Below are 16,577 nucleotides of genomic sequence, written 5' to 3' on the forward strand. Positions count from 1 at the left end.
AGGCGAGTCGCCATGAATGCACAGCCGATAACCGAAAACCGGGGCCGCGATCTGCGCAGCCTGCGCTATGTCGAACATTTCCTGACCTGGGCCTTGCGGACCTCGGTCGCCTGTTCACCGCATTGCCGGATGCTGCAAAGAGAGTTTGTCCATGCCTTCGGACCGGAGCCGTCGGCGGGGGTGCGGGCGTTTCACGACTGGCTGATCGCGCTGTCGAAAGGCAAGCGCAAGCTGGAACTGGGGCGGCCCGGCCTGATCGAACTGACGCGCGACGAAGAGTCGTTGCTGGCGCTGCTGACCTCGGCGCAGATGGGCGAGGCCGTGCGTTTTACGGCGCAGGCGCGCTGGGTGATGGGAAGCGAGCCGCATGACGGTCTGTACGACGCGGCGCGGATGCTGATGACCCTGCTCGATCAGCGCGGTTACCGCATGGTGCCGAAGGCCTTGCCGAATGTGTCGGCGGAATGTCGGGGCAGGCCCGGCGAATTGAGAGCCGTCTGAATCTCGACGCGCGCAAAGCGGAACGCGTCGCCGATCCCGATCAGCACCGGACCTTCGAAAGCGGCCTCGGCGACCTGTGTAGCTAGATCATACAGACGGCCCTTAAGCGCGTTGGCGTAAGCGCGTCCGGCGTTTTCAACGATCACGATGGGGGTGTGCGGATCGCGACCGGCAGCCAGCAGATGCGCTTGAATATGGGCGGCATTGTGCGACGACATATAGAAGACTAACGACACGCCGGGATCGGACACGGCGGCATCTTTCAGGTCGATGCTGCCGTCCTTAGTCCGCCCGGTCAGGAAGGTGACCGACCGCGCTTCGCCACGATGGGTGAGGGGAAAGGCGAACTGCGCCGCCGCCGCCGAGGCCGCCGTCACACCAGGCAGGGTTTTGTGGTCGATTGCGTGCTGATCGAGGTAGTCGCGCTCTTCTTCGACGCGCCCGAACACCGACGGGTCACCGCCCTTGAGCCGCACGACGTGCAGGCCCTTGCGCGCCAGACGCACCATCAGGGCATTGGTCTTGTCCTGCGAAACGCTTAGCCGGTCACCGCGTTTGCCGACGCAGATTTTCACGCATTTGTCGGGGGCCAGCGCCAGAATATCCTCGCTGACCAGGGCGTCGTAAAGCAGGGCCTGCGCCGATTCCAGCGTTTTGAACGCGCCCAAGGTCAGGTGGTCGGCATCGCCCGGACCCGCGCCGACGAGGGAAACAAAACCGTTAGGCATCGACTTTTTCCTTCTTCATGGCGTGTTTCAGCAGGCACTGTTTCAGTTCGCCCTTGCACGAACCGCACGAGGTGCCGGCGGTCGTGACCTCGCCGATCTCTTCGACCGTTTTGGCCCCGTCGGCGATGGCGGCAGTGATGGCGATTTCGCCCACCGAGCGACAGGCGCAGATGATGCGGCCCTTATCCTGCATCCCCGGCAGACGTCCGATAATCAGCGCGGCGCGATGGGCATCGGTCAGTGCGTCGTCGCCGAAGCGCTCCAGCAGCCAGTCGCGCGGCGGCAGCTTCTTGTGGATCGGCGTCACGAAAATCGCCCGCGTCAGGCGGTCGTTTTCGACACGCACCCGGCGGGTCACGCCGGTCGTGGCGTCGTCCAGCGTCAGGCTGGCCACGAAGGCCGAAACGTCCAGCGGCGCAATTCCGGCGATCTCGAAACAGTCGGCGTGGGCGTGGGTCGTCCGCCGCCAGATGGTATCGTCGCTCCATTGCGGCAGTTCGCCGTCGAAGTCGCGCGGGGTCATGACAAAGCCGTGCCACGCCTCGTTATAGGCTTTGACATTGGCCGGGGTGTGCTTGAATTCCGGCTGACCCGACATCGGATCGACCGCCGGATTGACGAGCTGGTTCGAGCGTCCGTATGGCGCGAACTGCCGCGTCCAGTGCATCGGCACGGAGAGGTTGCCTTCGCGCACGTCATCCGTCACGCGGGCCTTGAGGATCGCCTCGCCATAGGCCGTGGTCACGACGGCCAGCCGTCCGTCCTTGATATGCAGGCGGCGTGCGTCTTTGGGGTGGATATCGAGCAGGGGCTCGGTCAGGTGGCGGTTCAGTTCTGGGGCTAGGGCCGTGCGGGTCATGGTATGCCAGTGGTCGCGCACGCGGGTCGAGTTGAGATGGAACGGAAACTCCGGCGTCGTTTGATTGGCGGGGCCGCGGACGATCGGTGGCACCAGCCGCGCCCGCCCGTTGGGCGTATTGAACCTGCCGTCAGAGAACAACCGCGTCGTGGGCAATCCATCGGCTTTAAACGGCCAGCGCACCGGTTGCAGGGCGTCGTATTCGGCTTTCGACATGCCCGCCAAACCGCCGAGATCAAGGAAGCGCTTACCGTTGTTCTCGAACGCTGTCAGGCCCGCATGTTCGGCGAAAACCTCATCCGGCCCGGCCCAGTCGAACGCCGTTTCCCACGCCGCATTCATCCGCCGCCCGACCTCGGCGATGATCGCCCAGTCGGGACGGACCTGACCGGGCAGGGGCGTCAGGTTGCGCTGACGCGAAATGACGCGCTCACTATTGGTGACCGTGCCGTCCTTTTCGCCCCACGCGGCGGCAGGTAGCTGGATGTGCGCCATGTCCATCGTGTCGGTGCGCGCGATGACGTCCGACACAACGACCAGTTCGCAGTTCGACAGGGCTTCGTGGATCTTGTTGGTGTCGGGCATGGAGACCATCGGATTGGTCGCCATGATCCAGATAGCCTTGATCTTGCCACTGCGCACGGCCTCGAACATGTCGACGGCTTTCAGGCCGGCTTTCGGCGCGATGGTCGGCGAATCCCAGTAGCGCTGAACCAGCGATTTCGAGGCCTCGTCGAAATCCATATGCGCCGCCAGCATGTTGGCCAGCCCGCCGACCTCGCGCCCGCCCATGGCGTTGGGTTGCCCGGTGATCGAGAACGGCGCGGCCCCCGGCTTGCCGATCTTGCCTGACAAAAGGTGGGCGTTGATCAGGGCCAGACCCTTGTGGACGCCCTGCGCCGACTGGTTCGAGCCCATGGAGAACAGGCTGACGACTTTGGGCGTATGCAAAAAGGCGTCGTAGAATTTTTTCAGATCGATCGTCGAGATGCCGCAGTCCTCGGCCACGGCTTCGATGCTCTGGTCGTCGGCGCTCAAAGCGGCCATCAGACGCGAATAGCCCTGCGTATGCGCGTCGATAAAGTCGTGATCCAGCGCGTCGCGGGCGATCAGATGCGCGCACAGGCCGTTCCACAGGCGGATATCGGTCTGCGGCCGGATCATCAGGTGCAGGTCGGCGGCCTTGGCGGTATCGGTGCGTTTGGGATCGATGCAGACGCGGAACTGGTTCTGACGGGTCTCGATGCGGCGATAGAGGACCGGGTGCGTCCAGGCGGCGTTGTGACCGCTGAACACCAGCATGTCGGCCTCGGTCAGGTCGTCATAGGTGCCGGGGACGAGATCGGCCCCGAAGGCCTGTTTGTGCGCGGCGACGGCCGAACTCATGCACAGGCGCGAATTGGTGTCGACATTGGCCGTGCCGATATAGCCCTTGGCCAGTTTGTTGACGGCGTAATAGTCCTCAGTAAGTAACTGACCTGACACATAAAAAGCGATCGCGTCCGGACCGTGTTCGGCGACGACCTGAGCGAATTTGGCCGCGACCTGCGACAGGGCCTCGTCCCACGTGGCCGTTTCAAGCTGACCGTTGCGGCGGATGCGCGGCTCCAGCAGACGGCCTTCGAGGCCGAACGTATTGCCGAGCGCCGTACCTTTCGAACACAGGCGACCCTGATTGGCCGGGTGCGTGTCGTCGCCCCTGACCGTCATTTTGCGACCTTCGAGCGACGCCTTGACCCCGCAGCCGACGCCGCAATAGGGGCAGGTGGTTTGGTGAGGGGTGGGGGTCATAAGGCGCAGACGGTCTCGCAGTCTTCCCCTCTCCCCCATTCTTGCTTTTCGGGGGGAGAGGGTGGCCCAAAGGGCCGGGTGAGGGGGTGTTAAGGACACCGAGCAGGCCCCCTCACCCCAACCCTCTCCCCACAGGGGAGAGGGGGGTTTAACGAAGGCCCAGCAAAATGCGGTCATCCTCGATGCGCAACGGCACGGTCGGCGTGCAGCCCTTGCCCGCGTCGGCCCCGATCGCTTCACCGGACTCCAGCGAAAACGACCAGTTATGCAGCGGACAAGCGATGTGGCGACCATGGACGATGCCTTCGGACAGAGGGCCGCCCTTGTGTGGGCATTTGTCCATGACGGCGTAGTATTCGTTGTCCACGGTGCGAAAGACCGCGATGGCCCCCAGATCCGTATCCACCCGGCGCGCGCCCTGATGCGGCACGTCGATCGCCGCCCCCACATCCACCCATTTCAAATCGACATTGACGTTCATTGGGCGAACTCCTTCTTCTCGGTACGCAGATCGGCCAGCGGCGAAAAGACCTTGGCCGGTTCCGACTTCGGCGCGTGTTCGGCCCACGGATCGACCTGAAACACGGCTTGCGACTCCCTGAACCGGGCGGCCAGATTGACGCGGTTTTGATCGTCGAACAGTTGCGTCTTGACGAACTCCAGCCCAACGCGTTCGATCCACGGGGCGGTGCGCTCCAGATACCAGGCGTCTTCACGATAGAGCTGGACGAAGGCCATCGAATATTCGCGTGCCTCGGCCTCGGTCGCCACCTTGCACAGCAGGTCCGTACCGCGCAGGTGGATACCGGCATTACCGCCCACATGCAGTTCGTAGCCGGAATCGACGCAGATGACGCCGTAATCCTTGATGGTCGCTTCGGCGCAGTTGCGCGGGCAGCCGGACACGGCCATCTTGAACTTGTGCGGCATCCACGAGCCCCAGGTGTCCTGCTCCAGCTTGATGCCGAGCCCGGTCGAATCCTGCGTCCCGAAACGGCACCATTCCGAACCGACGCAGGTTTTCACCGTGCGCAAAGCCTTGGCGTAGGCGTGGCCGGAGACCATGCCTGCGGCGTTGAGATCGGCCCAGACGGCGGGGAGATCCTGCTTCTTGATACCGAACAGGTCGAGGCGCTGACCGCCGGTGACCTTGACCATCGGCACGTCGAACTTGTCGCAGACGTCGGCGATGGCGCGCAACTCCTTGGCCGAGGTCACGCCACCCCACATGCGCGGCACGACGGAGTAGGTGCCGTCCTTCTGGATATTGGCGTGGTTGCGCTCATTGACGAAGCGCGAGCGCGGATCGTCCTGATACTCGCGCGGCCACGCGCACAGCAGATAGTAGTTCAGCGCCGGGCGGCACGATGAACACCCATCGGGCGTCGTCCATTTCATCGCCTGCATGACGTCGGGGATGGTTTTCAGGCCGTCTTCGACAATGGCTTTGCGGACCACCGCGTGGCCGTGCTCGGTGCATTTGCACATCGGCTTGGGGCCGGTTTGCGCCTTGAACGCGTCGCCGAGCGTCACCTTCAGCAGTTGTTCGACGATGCCGGTGCACGAGCCGCACGAGGCCGAGGCCTTGGTGCAGCCGCGCACCTTGTCGAGATTATCCGCGCCGCCGCAGATCGCCTCGACCACCGTACCCTTGGTAACGCCGTTGCAGCCGCACACTTCCGTGTCGTCGGGCCATGCTGCAACGGCGGCATTAGGGTCCACGCCGGCGAGCGCCTCCGTCACCGACTGACCGAAGATCAGGGTGTCGCGGATATCGGCGATCGATTCGCCCTTCTTGATCAGGTCGAAATACCACGCGCCGTCGGCGGCTTCGCCGAACAGGACCGCGCCGACGAGCTGGTTTTCCTTGATGACGATGCGTTTATAGACGCCACGGCCGGGATCGCGGAACACGATGTCCTCGCAGCCTTCACCGCCGTTGAATTGTCCGGCGGAGTAGAGATCGACGCCCGACACCTTCAGCCGCGTGGCCAGTTCCGAGCCGTAATAGGCGGCGTCGGGGTTCTTGCCCGTCAACACGTCGGCGAGCGTCCGGCACATATCCCAGATCGGCGCGACGAGGCCGTAGCAGGCGCCGCGGTGCTGAACGCATTCGCCGACGGCGAAGATCGACGGGTCCGAGGTGCGCATCTGATCGTCGACGACGATGCCGCGCTCGACCGTCAGGCCTGCCGATTTCGCGGGCTCGACGTGCGGACGGATGCCGACGGCCATGACCAGCAGCGAGGCGGGGATGACGCGCCCGTCTTTCAGCTTGAGGCCTTCGACGTGCGTGTCACCGAGGATGGCCTCGGACTGGGCGTTGAGTACCGAATGGACGCCGCGCTCCAGCAGGGCCTTTTCGAGCAAACGCCCGGCGGCCTCATCAAGCTGACGCTCCATCAGCACATCGACGAGGTGGATGACAGTGGCCTTCATGCCGCGCTTAGCCAGACCGTAAGCGGCTTCGAGACCGAGCAGGCCGCCGCCGATGACGACGGCTTCGTTGTTTCCAGTTTCTTTGGCCTTTTCGGCGGCCTGTTGCATCAGGTCGACATCGTGCAGGTCGCGGAAAGCGACCACACCCGGCAGGTCCGCGCCGGGTAGGGGCAGGCGGATCGGATCGGAACCGGTCGTCAGGATCAGGTGGTCGTAGGCGATCATCTGACCGTCGTGCAAAACGACCTGTTTCGCTTCGCGATCAATGGATTGCACCCAGTAGCCGAAGTGCGTCTTGACGCCGTTGATGTCGTACCAGTCCTGCGAATGGGTGACGATCTGCTCGAAGGTCTTTTCGCCCGCCAGCACCGGCGACAACTGTATGCGGTCGTAGGTCGCGCAGGCTTCGGCGCCGATGATCGAGATGTCGAACATCCGGTCATCGCGCTTGAGGATTTCTTCGACGATGCGGCCGCCGGCCATGCCCGCGCCGATGACGACGATGCGCGGTTTAGGAGGGGAATCGAGGTTAAAGGCCATTTTTCGGTACTCTTGTGGGAGAGCGTGGAAGCGATTAGGCCAAAAAAAATCCCGCAACCCCTTGGGCTGCGAGGAGCCGTCAGGGTTGCGGGACATCTTTGTCCGATGAGGCTGCGCGAAACCGACTTTGGCACCGCGCGGCAAATGTCTTGGACCGTCTTTGGTCCTGTCACCTATTGGGCCACAGGAAAGCCCTTATGTCAATCGCGGTTTTTCGCGGGTGCGAGGAAACATCCTTCCCCGTAAACAGGGAAGGATGAAATCAGGACGCCACCGACCGGAACACACCGCCGTCGAACAGGGCATTTGCGGGCATCAGGATCGGTTCCGGTCGTGCGGGCAGGGACCACGGCGCGGTTTGTCCGCCTTCGTCCTTTTCGTCCGCCTCCGGTACATTCAGTTCCAGACCCGACGCGGCTTCGCGCCACAGGTCGGGGCGGTAAACCTTGCGCGCTATGGCGTCGAAGTCGTGATCGCCGGTCGTCAGGCCCCAGCGGACAAACTGCCCCATGAACCATTTGGCGTGGCTTATCCACGGGAAGGTCGTTGTCTGCGGATCGAGCACCAGTCCGGCGCCGCCCTCACCCAGAGCCGCCTGTATCGCTTCCAGGGGCGCACCGACATAGGCCTTACGGCTGAGGATTTCGGCCAGATCGGTGCTATTGGCCGGGTCCGACGCCCACTGCGCCGCCCGGAGCAGGGCGCGGGTCAAGGCGATGACGCCGTCGGGGTTTTCTTCGGCCCAGACGCCGCGCACACCCAGCAGTTTTTCGGGTTTCAACGTCCAGAAGGCGGGATCGGAGAACAGCACCACGCCGTCGCCGTTCAGTTCGGCCATCTGCGGCCAGGGCGAACCCGAACAGAAGCCGTCGATGACGCCGTCCCGCAGGTGGTCGGCCATGCGCGACGGCGGCAGGACCACCCACTGCACCTGACGGTCGGGGTCGATTCCCGCGGCGGCCAGCCAGTGGCGCAGGACGAAATGGTGCGGCGAGTAGGTGAAGGGTATGGCGAGCGTCACCTTGGCGTCGCTGGCGGCGCGGCGGTTCTGGATGACGAGGCGAAGCGCGCGCGCCGTGGCGATCAGGGTCGAGGCCCCGTGGTCCTCAAATACCGCTTTCAGGCGCGAGGAAACGACGACGCTGTTGCCATTGGCCCCCAGCGCCATCGGGGCGACGATCTGACCCAGAGTCGGCCCCAGACCCAGACCGCGCGCCAGCGGCATGGTCGCCAGCACGTGGGCGGCATCGAGCAGACCGTAGGACAGCTTGTCACGGATATTGGACCAGTTGGACTCGCGGCTTAAGCTCACGTCGAGGCCTTCGGCGGCGTAGGTGCCGAGGGCTTCGGCGACCACGATCAGGGCCGCGTCATTGAGCGGGGAAAAGCCGATTCGCAGGCTGAGCATCACACGCCTCCCGTTTTGAGCAGGTCGGCAATCGACAGGATATCGGCGGCCACGGCGGCGATGGGACGGCCCGAATCCATGGCGTGCTTACGCATCAGTTTATAGGCCTCGTCCTCGTTTATGCCGCGGGAAGTCATAAGGATTCCCTTCGCCCGGTCAATCGTTTTGCGCGCGGCCAGATCGGCTTTCGCTTTCGACAGATCGCTGCGCAGGGTCTGCATGAGGTTGAAGCGGTGCGCCGCCACGGTGAGGATCGAGGCGATGCGATTGGGCGCATAACCATCCACGATATAGGCGGCGACCCCGGCCTCCAGCGCCTGCGCCGTCGTATTGGCGTCGGAGCGGTCGACGAACATGGCGACGGGGCGCGGGGCCTGCTCATTGGCCACCTGAAGCGCGTCCAGCGTGTCGCGGTCCGGGCTTTCGCAGGCGATGATCACCATGTCCGGATTGATCTCAAGCCACTGCGCCAGCTCAAAACGCGGCCAGTGATGGATGGTGGCGGCCTGATGGACTTCGTCCATGCGAATCCCTTCGGCCACAAGGGCCGCGCGGGCATCGTCGGGGTCGATGATCAGGACGTTCATGGGTTTTTACAAAACTCGGTGCCGTTTTCTTTTATCGCTACGCCTAAAATTGTGCATTGCGCAAGGGGCAAATTTGCGAACGAATTTCATTGAAATGTTTGCGAATGTGCGTGTGCGAAAAAAGCGCGCGACCCCCGCTTGACAGAGACGGGCCATCGGTGGCTTACTTACGCGACAAGCTCGTCCCGAAAAGTGTGTAGCGGTTTTCGGAATCGGATGAGCGCCAAATAAAGCGATTGGGGAACTGGCCAACGAGGGTCAGCCTCCGGAACGAACCGGACAGTCGTACTTCACAAAAAGTCTCCCCAACATACGCGGACGCCCAAAGCGGCGGCCGTCGCAATCGCAGGTTTTCCTATGATTTCCAAAGAGTTCCTCAAGGCCGGACACGCACCTACGCTGCTGTCGGCTTTTCTGTATTTCGACATGAGCTTCATGGTCTGGGTGCTGCTCGGCGCGCTGGGCGTGCAGATCGCGGCCAGTCTCGGTCTGACGCCCGCCGAAAAAGGCTTCATGGTCGCCGTGCCGATCCTCACCGGTGCGCTGCTGCGCATGGTGGCGGGCGTGCTGGTCGATCGCATCGGGCCGAAAAAGACCGGCGCCATCGGTCAGGCCATCGTCATTTCCGGCTTGTTGCTGGCCTGTTTCCTCAAGGTCGACAGCTACGAAGGCGTGCTGGCTTTGGCCGTCGTTCTGGGCGTCGCCGGGGCGTCATTCGCGGTCGCCCTGCCGTTGGCTTCGCGCTGGTATCCGCCGCAATATCAAGGCATTGCGCTCGGCATTGCGGGAGCCGGTAATTCGGGAACGGTGTTCGCCTCGCTGTTCGCGCCGTCACTGGCCAAGGCGTTTGGCTGGACGACCGTCTTCGGCTTTGCCGCCATTCCGCTGATCGCCGCCTTTGTCTTCTATCTGGTGTTTGCCAAGGACGCGCCGAACCCACCGCCGCGCAAGACCTTTGCGCAATATATGGCGATCCTCAAGGAGTCCGACGCCTGGTGGTTCCTGCTGTTCTACGGCGTGTCGTTCGGCGGTTTCGTCGGCCTTAGTTCATCGCTGAACATCTATTTCAACTCGGAATACGGCCTCGATCCGATCGTGGCGGGCTTCTTCACGGCCGCCTGCGTGTTTGCCGGATCGCTGCTGCGTCCGGTCGGCGGCGGTCTGGCCGACAAGATCGGCGGCATCCGCACTTTGTCGATCATGTATATAGTCGCGGCCTGCGCATTGGTGGTGATGAGCTTCAAGCTACCGACGGCGTTTATGACGCTGGGGGTTCTGATCGTCGGCATGGGCGCGCTCGGCATGGCCAATGGCGCGGTGTTCCAGCTGGTGCCGCAACGCTTCCAGAGCGAAATCGGGGTGATGACCGGCCTTGTCGGCATGTTCGGCGGTATCGGCGGCTTCTATCTGGCGGCCAGCCTCGGCCTCTCGAAACAGGCCCTCGGCAGCTATCAGCCGGGTCTGCTTGGTTTTGCGGTTCTGGCGCTCGTGGCCTTTACCGGCCTGACCCTGATCAAGCGCCGCTGGCGCACGACGTGGGGCGGCATGCTGGAGAATGTGCGTATCTAGCCGCGTATTGCCGCCCCACGATTTTAGCGTTTTTGGGGCGGCATATTCGAAAACGTTAGGATTTAACTCAGTAAAAAAGCGGGGGAGGTCACTCTTCCGCTTTTTAGCGTTTGAGGCGAAAAGTCATTGTCTTTTGATATGTTATAATATAACTAACGCGCCATTGTAACCTATCAAGGAGTTGCCCATGTCCGCCACTTCGTCCCGCGCCGCGCGCACCTTCGATGCTCTGGCGATGGGGCTGTCGGCCCTGTGTCTGGTTCACTGCCTTGTTCTGCCTCTGGCCTTCGCCGCCCTGCCGTTCTTGGGTGCATTCAATGACAATCCGCTGGTCCATCAAGGGCTGGCACTTCTGGCCGCCCCGGTCAGCCTTTATGCGCTGGGCCGTTCCGGCGGCTGGAAGCGACCCCTGCGGCCCATACTGGCGCTGACCGGTCTGGGGTTGCTCCTGTCTGCGGCGTTCTGGCCGCCGTTCCACGACTACGAAACCCTGATGAGCGTTGTCGGTGCCGGAGCGCTGGCCGTGCTGCATGCCCTTAATATGCGCTGGCCGCATATACATAACGCAAGCCCTGTTAAAGCCGACACCTCGCGGCCATAATTTTGTCCGGCAAATGCGATTGCGTGCGTCGCGTCAGCATGCCACATAAACGGGCATAAAACGGGGGACATCATGTATCGCAAAACGATTGCCGGCTGGATCGGCGCGCTCGCCTTGTCGATGTGTCTTCTGCTGCCTGTGGCGCAGGCGGCAGAACCGGCAAAGCCTGACGCGGTGCCTCAAACACTGGCACAACCGTGGTTGCGCGCCCCCAGCGACCTGCCGCCGCACCCGCAACCGCGCATCGGCAAGCTGGCCAACGGCATGACCTACGTCATTTTCCGCAGCCCGGCCCCGCGCAACACCGCCGCCCTGCGTCTGATCATCCGCGCGGGCTCGATGGAGGAGCGCGACGATCAGCGCGGTCTGGCGCATTTTGTCGAACACATGGCCTTCAACGGCTCGAAAAATATCCCCGAAGGTGAACTGACGAAGATTTTAGCGCGGCACGGGTTTCGTTTCGGATCGGACGCCAATGCCTTCACCACCTATGACAACACCGCCTATGTGCTGGACCTGCCCAATACCGATAACGAGACCGTCGATACCGCCTTCTTTATCCTGCGGGAGACGGCATCGAACCTGACCTTTGCGCCCGATGCCATCGACCGCGAGCGCGGCGTCATTCTGGGGGAGGAGCGCGTCCGCGCCAGTCCGGCCAGCCGCCTGTCCGACTCCGTATCGGCGATCGCCTTCAAGGGGCAGCGGTTCGCGGAGCGTCGTCCCATCGGCCTGCCGGAGATCATCCGCACGGCACCGCCGAAAGCCCTGACCGACTATTACCGGACCTGGTATCGTCCGGAGCGCGCGACCCTGATCATTGTTGGCGACATCCTGCCCGCCGAGATCGAGCAGCGCATTCAGGACCGGTTCGGCGACTGGGCGGGCGAGGGGCCTGCGCCCGCCGAGGTCGATATCGGCACCTACACGCCCAAAGGCACCGCAGCGCATATCTTCACCGATCCGAATCTGGCGGAGGATATCACGCTCAGATGGTCGCGCCCCGTGGTCGATATACCCGATACGCTGGAAGCGCGCCGCGTCGGCATGGCCAAGGCGCTCGCCGTCGGCGTTTTTAACGACCGACTGGCAAGGCGGGCGCGAGCCGCCGACAGTCCGTTCTTTTCGGCCAGCCTGAGCTACACCAACAACCGTCTGACGGCCAACGCCACGACGCTGGGGTTCAAGCCCAAACCCGGCAAGACGCGCGAAGCCCTGATCGAAGTCGTCAGGCTTTATCATCAGTTCGTCCGGTTCGGGGTGACGGACGAGGAGCTGGACCGCCTGATCGCCAGCCGCGATCTTGGCTTCCGCAACGCCGTGGCTGCCGACAAGACCCGGCAACACACGGCGCTGATGAGCGAGATCGTCAGCGCGATCAATGACCGAAGAGTCTATATGTCGGCAACGCAGCTGCTGGACATGTGGGAGCAGGTCAAGCCGTCCTTCACCAAGGTGACCGTCGACGCGCAGATTGCGTTTATCAGCAGCGGCGATGGCCCGCTTGTCGTGCGCTCTATCGAAGCCCGCGATGCCGTCGACGAAGCGGCGCTTGTCGCGGCCTATACGGCGGCTCAGGCCCTGCCGGTCGAACCCTTCGTCGCCGTGGCGGCCAAACCGTGGCCCTATACGGAATTCGGCACGCCGGGCAAGGTCGTCAAGACCGAGGTCTTCAAAGAGTGGAACTATACGCAATATACCTTCGCCAACGGCCTGAAGCTCAATCTCAAGCCGGTACGATATCAGAGCAATCGCGTCACGGTCGGGGTGCGTCTGGCGGGCGGGCGGATGCTGTTTTCGCCGCACGACAAGGTCAGCCTGCTGCCGGCCATGATGTTCAATCTGGCGGCGGGCGGTCTGGGACAATTGTCCTTCGAGGAAATGAACAAGAGCCTGAACGGCCATACCTACTCGATCAAATATGCGCTCGGCGAAGACGACGCGACCCTGACCGGGACCACCACCACGTCTGATTTCCCGCTACAGATGCAAGTTCTGATGGCCTATTACAGCGACCCCGGCTATCGCCCGGAAACCTTCGACAATCTCAAGACCGGTTTTGCCGCTACCACGCGGCAGATGAAGAGTAATCCCTCGACCATGCTGGCCATGGGTAGCTTGTCCTATATGACCTCTGACGATCCGCGTCTGGTCTTTCCGACGCCGGAAGCCTTCGCGCAGGTAACCAGCGCCCAGGTCAAGGCCCAGATCGAGCGGACCCTGCGCAATGTGCCGATCGAGATTACCATCGTCGGCGATATCACGCCGGAGGCCGCGCTCGATGCGGTTGGCCGGACCTTCGGGGCCCTGCCGCCGTTGCCGGACAACTACAAGGTCGCGCGCGACGCCGATCGTATCTCCCTGCCGAAGGACCGCAACGCGCGCATCGTCACCCATCAGGGGCGTGCGGATCAGGCGGTGAGCTATCTCGCCTTCCCGACGACGGACCTCTACGCCAATCTCCGCGATACGCGCGGAATCGACCTGCTGGCGCGCGTCTATGCCAACCGCCTGCGCGACGAAGTGCGCGAAAATCAGGGGGCGACCTATGGCGTCAGCGTGTCGAGTTTCATGTCGCCGCGCTTCAAGGGCTACGGCTATATCAGCGTCACGACGACGGTGAGGCCCGAACGTGACGAGGACTTCTACAAGACGGCGCTGGCGATTGCCGCCGATCTGCGCAATAGGCCGGTGACGCAGGATGAGCTCGATCGTGCGCGCCTGCCGGAGCTGGAGAGGGTCGAGCAAAGCGAACGCACCACCAACCATTGGTTCGCCTTGCTGCCGGGCTTTAGCGCCAACCCGCAGAAGCAGGCTTTCAACCGCGACGTGGCCGGGCAGTACAAGGCCGTGACGGTCGAGGACCTGCAACGATTGGCGAAGACCTATCTGGTCGAAAACCGCGTCCTGCGCATCAAGGTGGTGCCGGAGACGCCATCGACACAATGACACCGTGTGGTTTTTCACAAAACCGACACGCGGATCGCAAAGGGGTTTCACAAAACGGGGAGATGTAGAGGGTTCAACCATAAAATCTCACCGAGAGGCCCTCTATGTCCGACAACAAGCTGACTGGCCGCCACAGCGATGGCGACTTCGAACTGAACCTGTCCGCCAATCCGAACCTGTCGGATGTGATCAATGAGCGCCATTCGCGCCGTAACATTCTGGGCGGCATGGTCGCCGTGGCGGGTCTGTTCGGCCTCAGCGCCTGCGGTAGCGACAAGGACGACGGCGCGACCGTCGGCGTCGCGGCGGGTCAGAACGGGTCGTCGACGTCGGGCCGCGTGGTCAGCCTCAACGCCACCGTCGTCGGGGCCGCGTCGAGCGTGTGGACGCAGGTCTCGGGTCCGACCGTGACCCTGACGCAAGCCGGTAACGGCACGGCGACCTTCCTTGCCCCCAGTGTTGCCGCCGCCACCAGCCTCGTTTTCCGTATCACCGGCACGGACATCAAGGGCGCGACCGCCGCGCAGGACACGACCGTCACCATCAACCCGGCGGCGCTGGGCTTTACCGCCGTCGCCAAGAACCGCAACGACGTCGTCACCGTGCCGGAAGGCTATACGGTCTCGGTCCTCTACCGTCTCGGCGATCCGCTGAACGCGGCGACTCCGGCCTATGCCAACAACGGTTCGGACACGAACTTCGCCAACCGCGCCGGCGACCACCACGACGGCATGGCCTATTTCGGTCTGGCCGCTTCGGGTACGGCGCGCGACGCCAATAATTCGACGCGCGGCCTGCTGGTCATGAACCACGAAAACATCACCGCATCCTACCTGCACATGAACGGCGTCACCGCCGGTGCGACGCGTCTGGAATCGGAAGCGGTCAAGGAAATCGAAGCGCACGGCGTTGCCGTCGTCGAAGTTGTCCAAACGGGCGGTGCGTGGACCTACGTACAGAACTCGACCCTCAACCGCCGCATCACGCCGAACACCGTCATGGCCATCAACGGTCCGGCGCGCGGCGATGCGCAGCTGCGCACCGTCTATTCGCCGACGGGCGTCGCCGGTCGCGGTACGATCAACAACTGCGCCAACGGCCGCACGCAGTGGGAAACCTACCTGACCTGCGAAGAAAACTGGGCCGGTTACTTCCGTCGCGGCGCCACCGACAACGTCAACCGCTCGGCCAAGGCCGTGGTGGCGCTGAACCGCTATGGCGTGACCCAGGGGGCCGCCGGTGCCAATAACTGGGCCACCGTCACCGCCGCCAACAGCGCCGATCAGGCGAACTTCTCCAAGTGGAACACGACGGTCGATATCACCAAGGCTGCCGACGGCACGGGCGATTACCGTAACGAGGCAAACCAATACGGCTGGGTCGTCGAAATCGATCCATTCAACCCGGACTCGACGCCGCGCAAGCGCACCGCACTCGGCCGCATGGGCCACGAAGGTGCCTGGCCCGCTGCATTCGTCGCTGGTCGCAAGCCCGTCTTCTATATGGGCGACGACTCGCGCGGCGAATATTTCTACAAGTTCGTCTCGGCGACCGCGTGGGATGCCGCCGACGCCACGGCGACCGACCGTCTCGCCGTCGGTGACAAGTATCTCGACGCCGGTACGCTCTACGTCGCGCGCTTCGACGCGACCGGCAACGGCGTGTGGCTGCCGCTCGTCTTCGGCACCGGCGTCCTGACCGCCGCCAACACGACCTACAGCTTCGCCAACCAGGCCGACGTCCTGATCAACACCCGTCTGGCCGCCGATGTCGTCGGTGCGACCAAGATGGACCGTCCGGAATGGGCTGCCGTCAACCCGGCCAATGGCGAGGTCTATCTGACGCTCACCAACACCAACGCCGCCTCGCGCCCGATCACGGCGACCGACGCCGCCAACCCGCGTCACTATAACGACCCGGTCGGCACGACGGCCAACTACGGCAACCCGAACGGCCACATCATCCGCCTGAAGGAAGCTTCGAACAACCCCGAAGCCACCACCTTCCAGTGGGACATCTACCTGTTCGGCGCCGGGGCGGACCTCAACGCCACCAATATTAACGTGTCGGGCCTTGATGCCACCAACGACTTCTCCAGCCCGGACGGTCTGTGGTTCTCGCGTACCTCGAACGCCGCCGGTCTGGTCAATCCGCTGCTGTGGATCCAGACCGACGACAGCGCCTATACCGACGTCACCAACTGCATGATGCTGGCAGCCATGCCGGGCACCGTCGGCGACGGCGGCGCGAAGACCATCACCAACACCAACGCGGCCGGTGCGACCGCCACGCAAGCGACCTTCGTCGGCAAGGCGCCGGGCCTTCAACTGCGCCGCTTCCTGGTGGGGCCGAAAGAGTGCGAAATCACCGGCATCGACTCGACGCCGGACGGTCGTACCCTGTTCGTCAACATCCAGCACCCGGGCGAACTCGGTTCGGGCACCAGCATCACCTCGAACTGGCCCGCCAGCCAAACGGCTGCCGCCCCGACCTCGCGTCCGCGGTCAGCCACCATCGTCATCACCAAAAATGACGGCGGTGTGGTCGCACTGTAAGTGATCGGCATCTAAGGAAAACCCCCGAACTCATTGAGTTCGGGGTTTTT

Annotated in this window: 11 protein-coding genes; 5 read left to right on the top strand and 6 right to left on the bottom strand. The window is 63.3% G+C overall.

The features are described 5' to 3' along the window. Positions 1 to 12: 12 nt before the first annotated feature. Positions 13 to 501 (top strand): hypothetical protein, encoded by a 489-nt coding sequence (locus tag AEYBE204_RS34195; RefSeq protein ID WP_023463120.1) that lies wholly within the window; start codon positions 13 to 15, stop codon positions 499 to 501. On the opposite strand, the gene cobA is transcribed toward AEYBE204_RS34195, so the two are convergent. The 6 genes from cobA to AEYBE204_RS34225 form a co-directional block, all read right to left on the bottom strand. Continuing rightward, positions 423 to 1,229 carry a uroporphyrinogen-III C-methyltransferase gene (gene cobA, locus AEYBE204_RS34200; RefSeq protein ID WP_023463121.1) on the bottom strand — a complete coding sequence of 269 codons (807 nt, stop codon included), beginning with the start codon at positions 1,227 to 1,229 and terminating at the stop codon, positions 423 to 425. The genes AEYBE204_RS34195 and cobA overlap by 79 nt on opposite strands. Continuing rightward, complete coding sequence (locus tag AEYBE204_RS34205) at positions 1,222 to 3,879, bottom strand: nitrate reductase (RefSeq protein ID WP_023463122.1); 2,658 nt, start codon at positions 3,877 to 3,879, stop codon at positions 1,222 to 1,224. The genes cobA and AEYBE204_RS34205 overlap by 8 nt, the downstream gene beginning before the upstream one ends. Before the next feature lie 148 nt (positions 3,880 to 4,027). Continuing rightward, positions 4,028 to 4,360 (bottom strand): nitrite reductase small subunit NirD, encoded by a 333-nt coding sequence (gene nirD, locus AEYBE204_RS34210; RefSeq protein WP_023463123.1) that lies wholly within the window; start codon positions 4,358 to 4,360, stop codon positions 4,028 to 4,030. After that, entirely contained in the window at positions 4,357 to 6,858 is a 2,502-nt protein-coding gene (gene nirB / locus AEYBE204_RS34215) for a nitrite reductase large subunit NirB (protein ID WP_023463124.1), read from the bottom strand. The genes nirD and nirB overlap by 4 nt, the downstream gene beginning before the upstream one ends. 262 nt (positions 6,859 to 7,120) lie before the next feature. Then, the gene (locus tag AEYBE204_RS34220) at positions 7,121 to 8,266 is read right to left on the bottom strand and encodes an ABC transporter substrate-binding protein (RefSeq protein ID WP_023463125.1); all 1,146 of its coding nucleotides are present in this window, start codon (positions 8,264 to 8,266) and stop codon (positions 7,121 to 7,123) included. Continuing rightward, complete coding sequence (locus AEYBE204_RS34225) at positions 8,266 to 8,853, bottom strand: ANTAR domain-containing response regulator (RefSeq protein ID WP_023463126.1); 588 nt, start codon at positions 8,851 to 8,853, stop codon at positions 8,266 to 8,268. Before AEYBE204_RS34225 ends, AEYBE204_RS34220 begins: the two co-directional genes overlap by 1 nt. Before the next feature lie 357 nt (positions 8,854 to 9,210). Between AEYBE204_RS34225 and AEYBE204_RS34230 the strand changes: the two genes are divergently transcribed. From AEYBE204_RS34230 to AEYBE204_RS34245, 4 genes are all read left to right on the top strand, one after another. Next, positions 9,211 to 10,422, top strand: coding sequence for a NarK/NasA family nitrate transporter (locus tag AEYBE204_RS34230; protein ID WP_023463127.1), 1,212 nt, complete (start codon positions 9,211 to 9,213; stop codon positions 10,420 to 10,422). Between the two features lie 187 nt (positions 10,423 to 10,609). Further along, complete coding sequence (locus AEYBE204_RS34235) at positions 10,610 to 11,023, top strand: MerC domain-containing protein (RefSeq protein WP_023463128.1); 414 nt, start codon at positions 10,610 to 10,612, stop codon at positions 11,021 to 11,023. A gap of 72 nt (positions 11,024 to 11,095) precedes the next feature. After that, positions 11,096 to 13,972, top strand: coding sequence for a pitrilysin family protein (locus AEYBE204_RS34240; RefSeq protein ID WP_023463129.1), 2,877 nt, complete (start codon positions 11,096 to 11,098; stop codon positions 13,970 to 13,972). 104 nt (positions 13,973 to 14,076) lie between these two features. Further along, on the top strand, positions 14,077 to 16,527 hold the full coding sequence (locus tag AEYBE204_RS34245; protein WP_023463130.1) for a PhoX family phosphatase: 2,451 nt from the start codon (positions 14,077 to 14,079) through the stop codon (positions 16,525 to 16,527). The last annotated feature ends 50 nt before the right edge of the window (positions 16,528 to 16,577 follow it).

Origin of the sequence: Asticcacaulis sp. YBE204 (assembly GCF_000495855.1) — a bacterium.
Lineage (GTDB): Bacteria > Pseudomonadota > Alphaproteobacteria > Caulobacterales > Caulobacteraceae > Asticcacaulis.

What these genes read in the sequence shown, in the direction of transcription:
- AEYBE204_RS34225 (WP_023463126.1), bottom strand. Translation starts at nt 8,853, where the DNA reads ATGAACGTCCTGATCATCGACCCCGACGATGCCCGCGCGGCCCTTGTG.
- AEYBE204_RS34240 (WP_023463129.1), top strand. Translation starts at nt 11,096, where the DNA reads ATGTATCGCAAAACGATTGCCGGCTGGATCGGCGCGCTCGCCTTGTCG.
- cobA (WP_023463121.1), bottom strand. Translation starts at nt 1,229, where the DNA reads ATGCCTAACGGTTTTGTTTCCCTCGTCGGCGCGGGTCCGGGCGATGCC.
- AEYBE204_RS34220 (WP_023463125.1), bottom strand. Translation starts at nt 8,266, where the DNA reads ATGCTCAGCCTGCGAATCGGCTTTTCCCCGCTCAATGACGCGGCCCTG.
- AEYBE204_RS34195 (WP_023463120.1), top strand. Translation starts at nt 13, where the DNA reads ATGAATGCACAGCCGATAACCGAAAACCGGGGCCGCGATCTGCGCAGC.
- AEYBE204_RS34245 (WP_023463130.1), top strand. Translation starts at nt 14,077, where the DNA reads ATGTCCGACAACAAGCTGACTGGCCGCCACAGCGATGGCGACTTCGAA.
- AEYBE204_RS34230 (WP_023463127.1), top strand. Translation starts at nt 9,211, where the DNA reads ATGATTTCCAAAGAGTTCCTCAAGGCCGGACACGCACCTACGCTGCTG.
- AEYBE204_RS34205 (WP_023463122.1), bottom strand. Translation starts at nt 3,879, where the DNA reads ATGACCCCCACCCCTCACCAAACCACCTGCCCCTATTGCGGCGTCGGC.
- AEYBE204_RS34235 (WP_023463128.1), top strand. Translation starts at nt 10,610, where the DNA reads ATGTCCGCCACTTCGTCCCGCGCCGCGCGCACCTTCGATGCTCTGGCG.
- nirB (WP_023463124.1), bottom strand. Translation starts at nt 6,858, where the DNA reads ATGGCCTTTAACCTCGATTCCCCTCCTAAACCGCGCATCGTCGTCATC.
- nirD (WP_023463123.1), bottom strand. Translation starts at nt 4,360, where the DNA reads ATGAACGTCAATGTCGATTTGAAATGGGTGGATGTGGGGGCGGCGATC.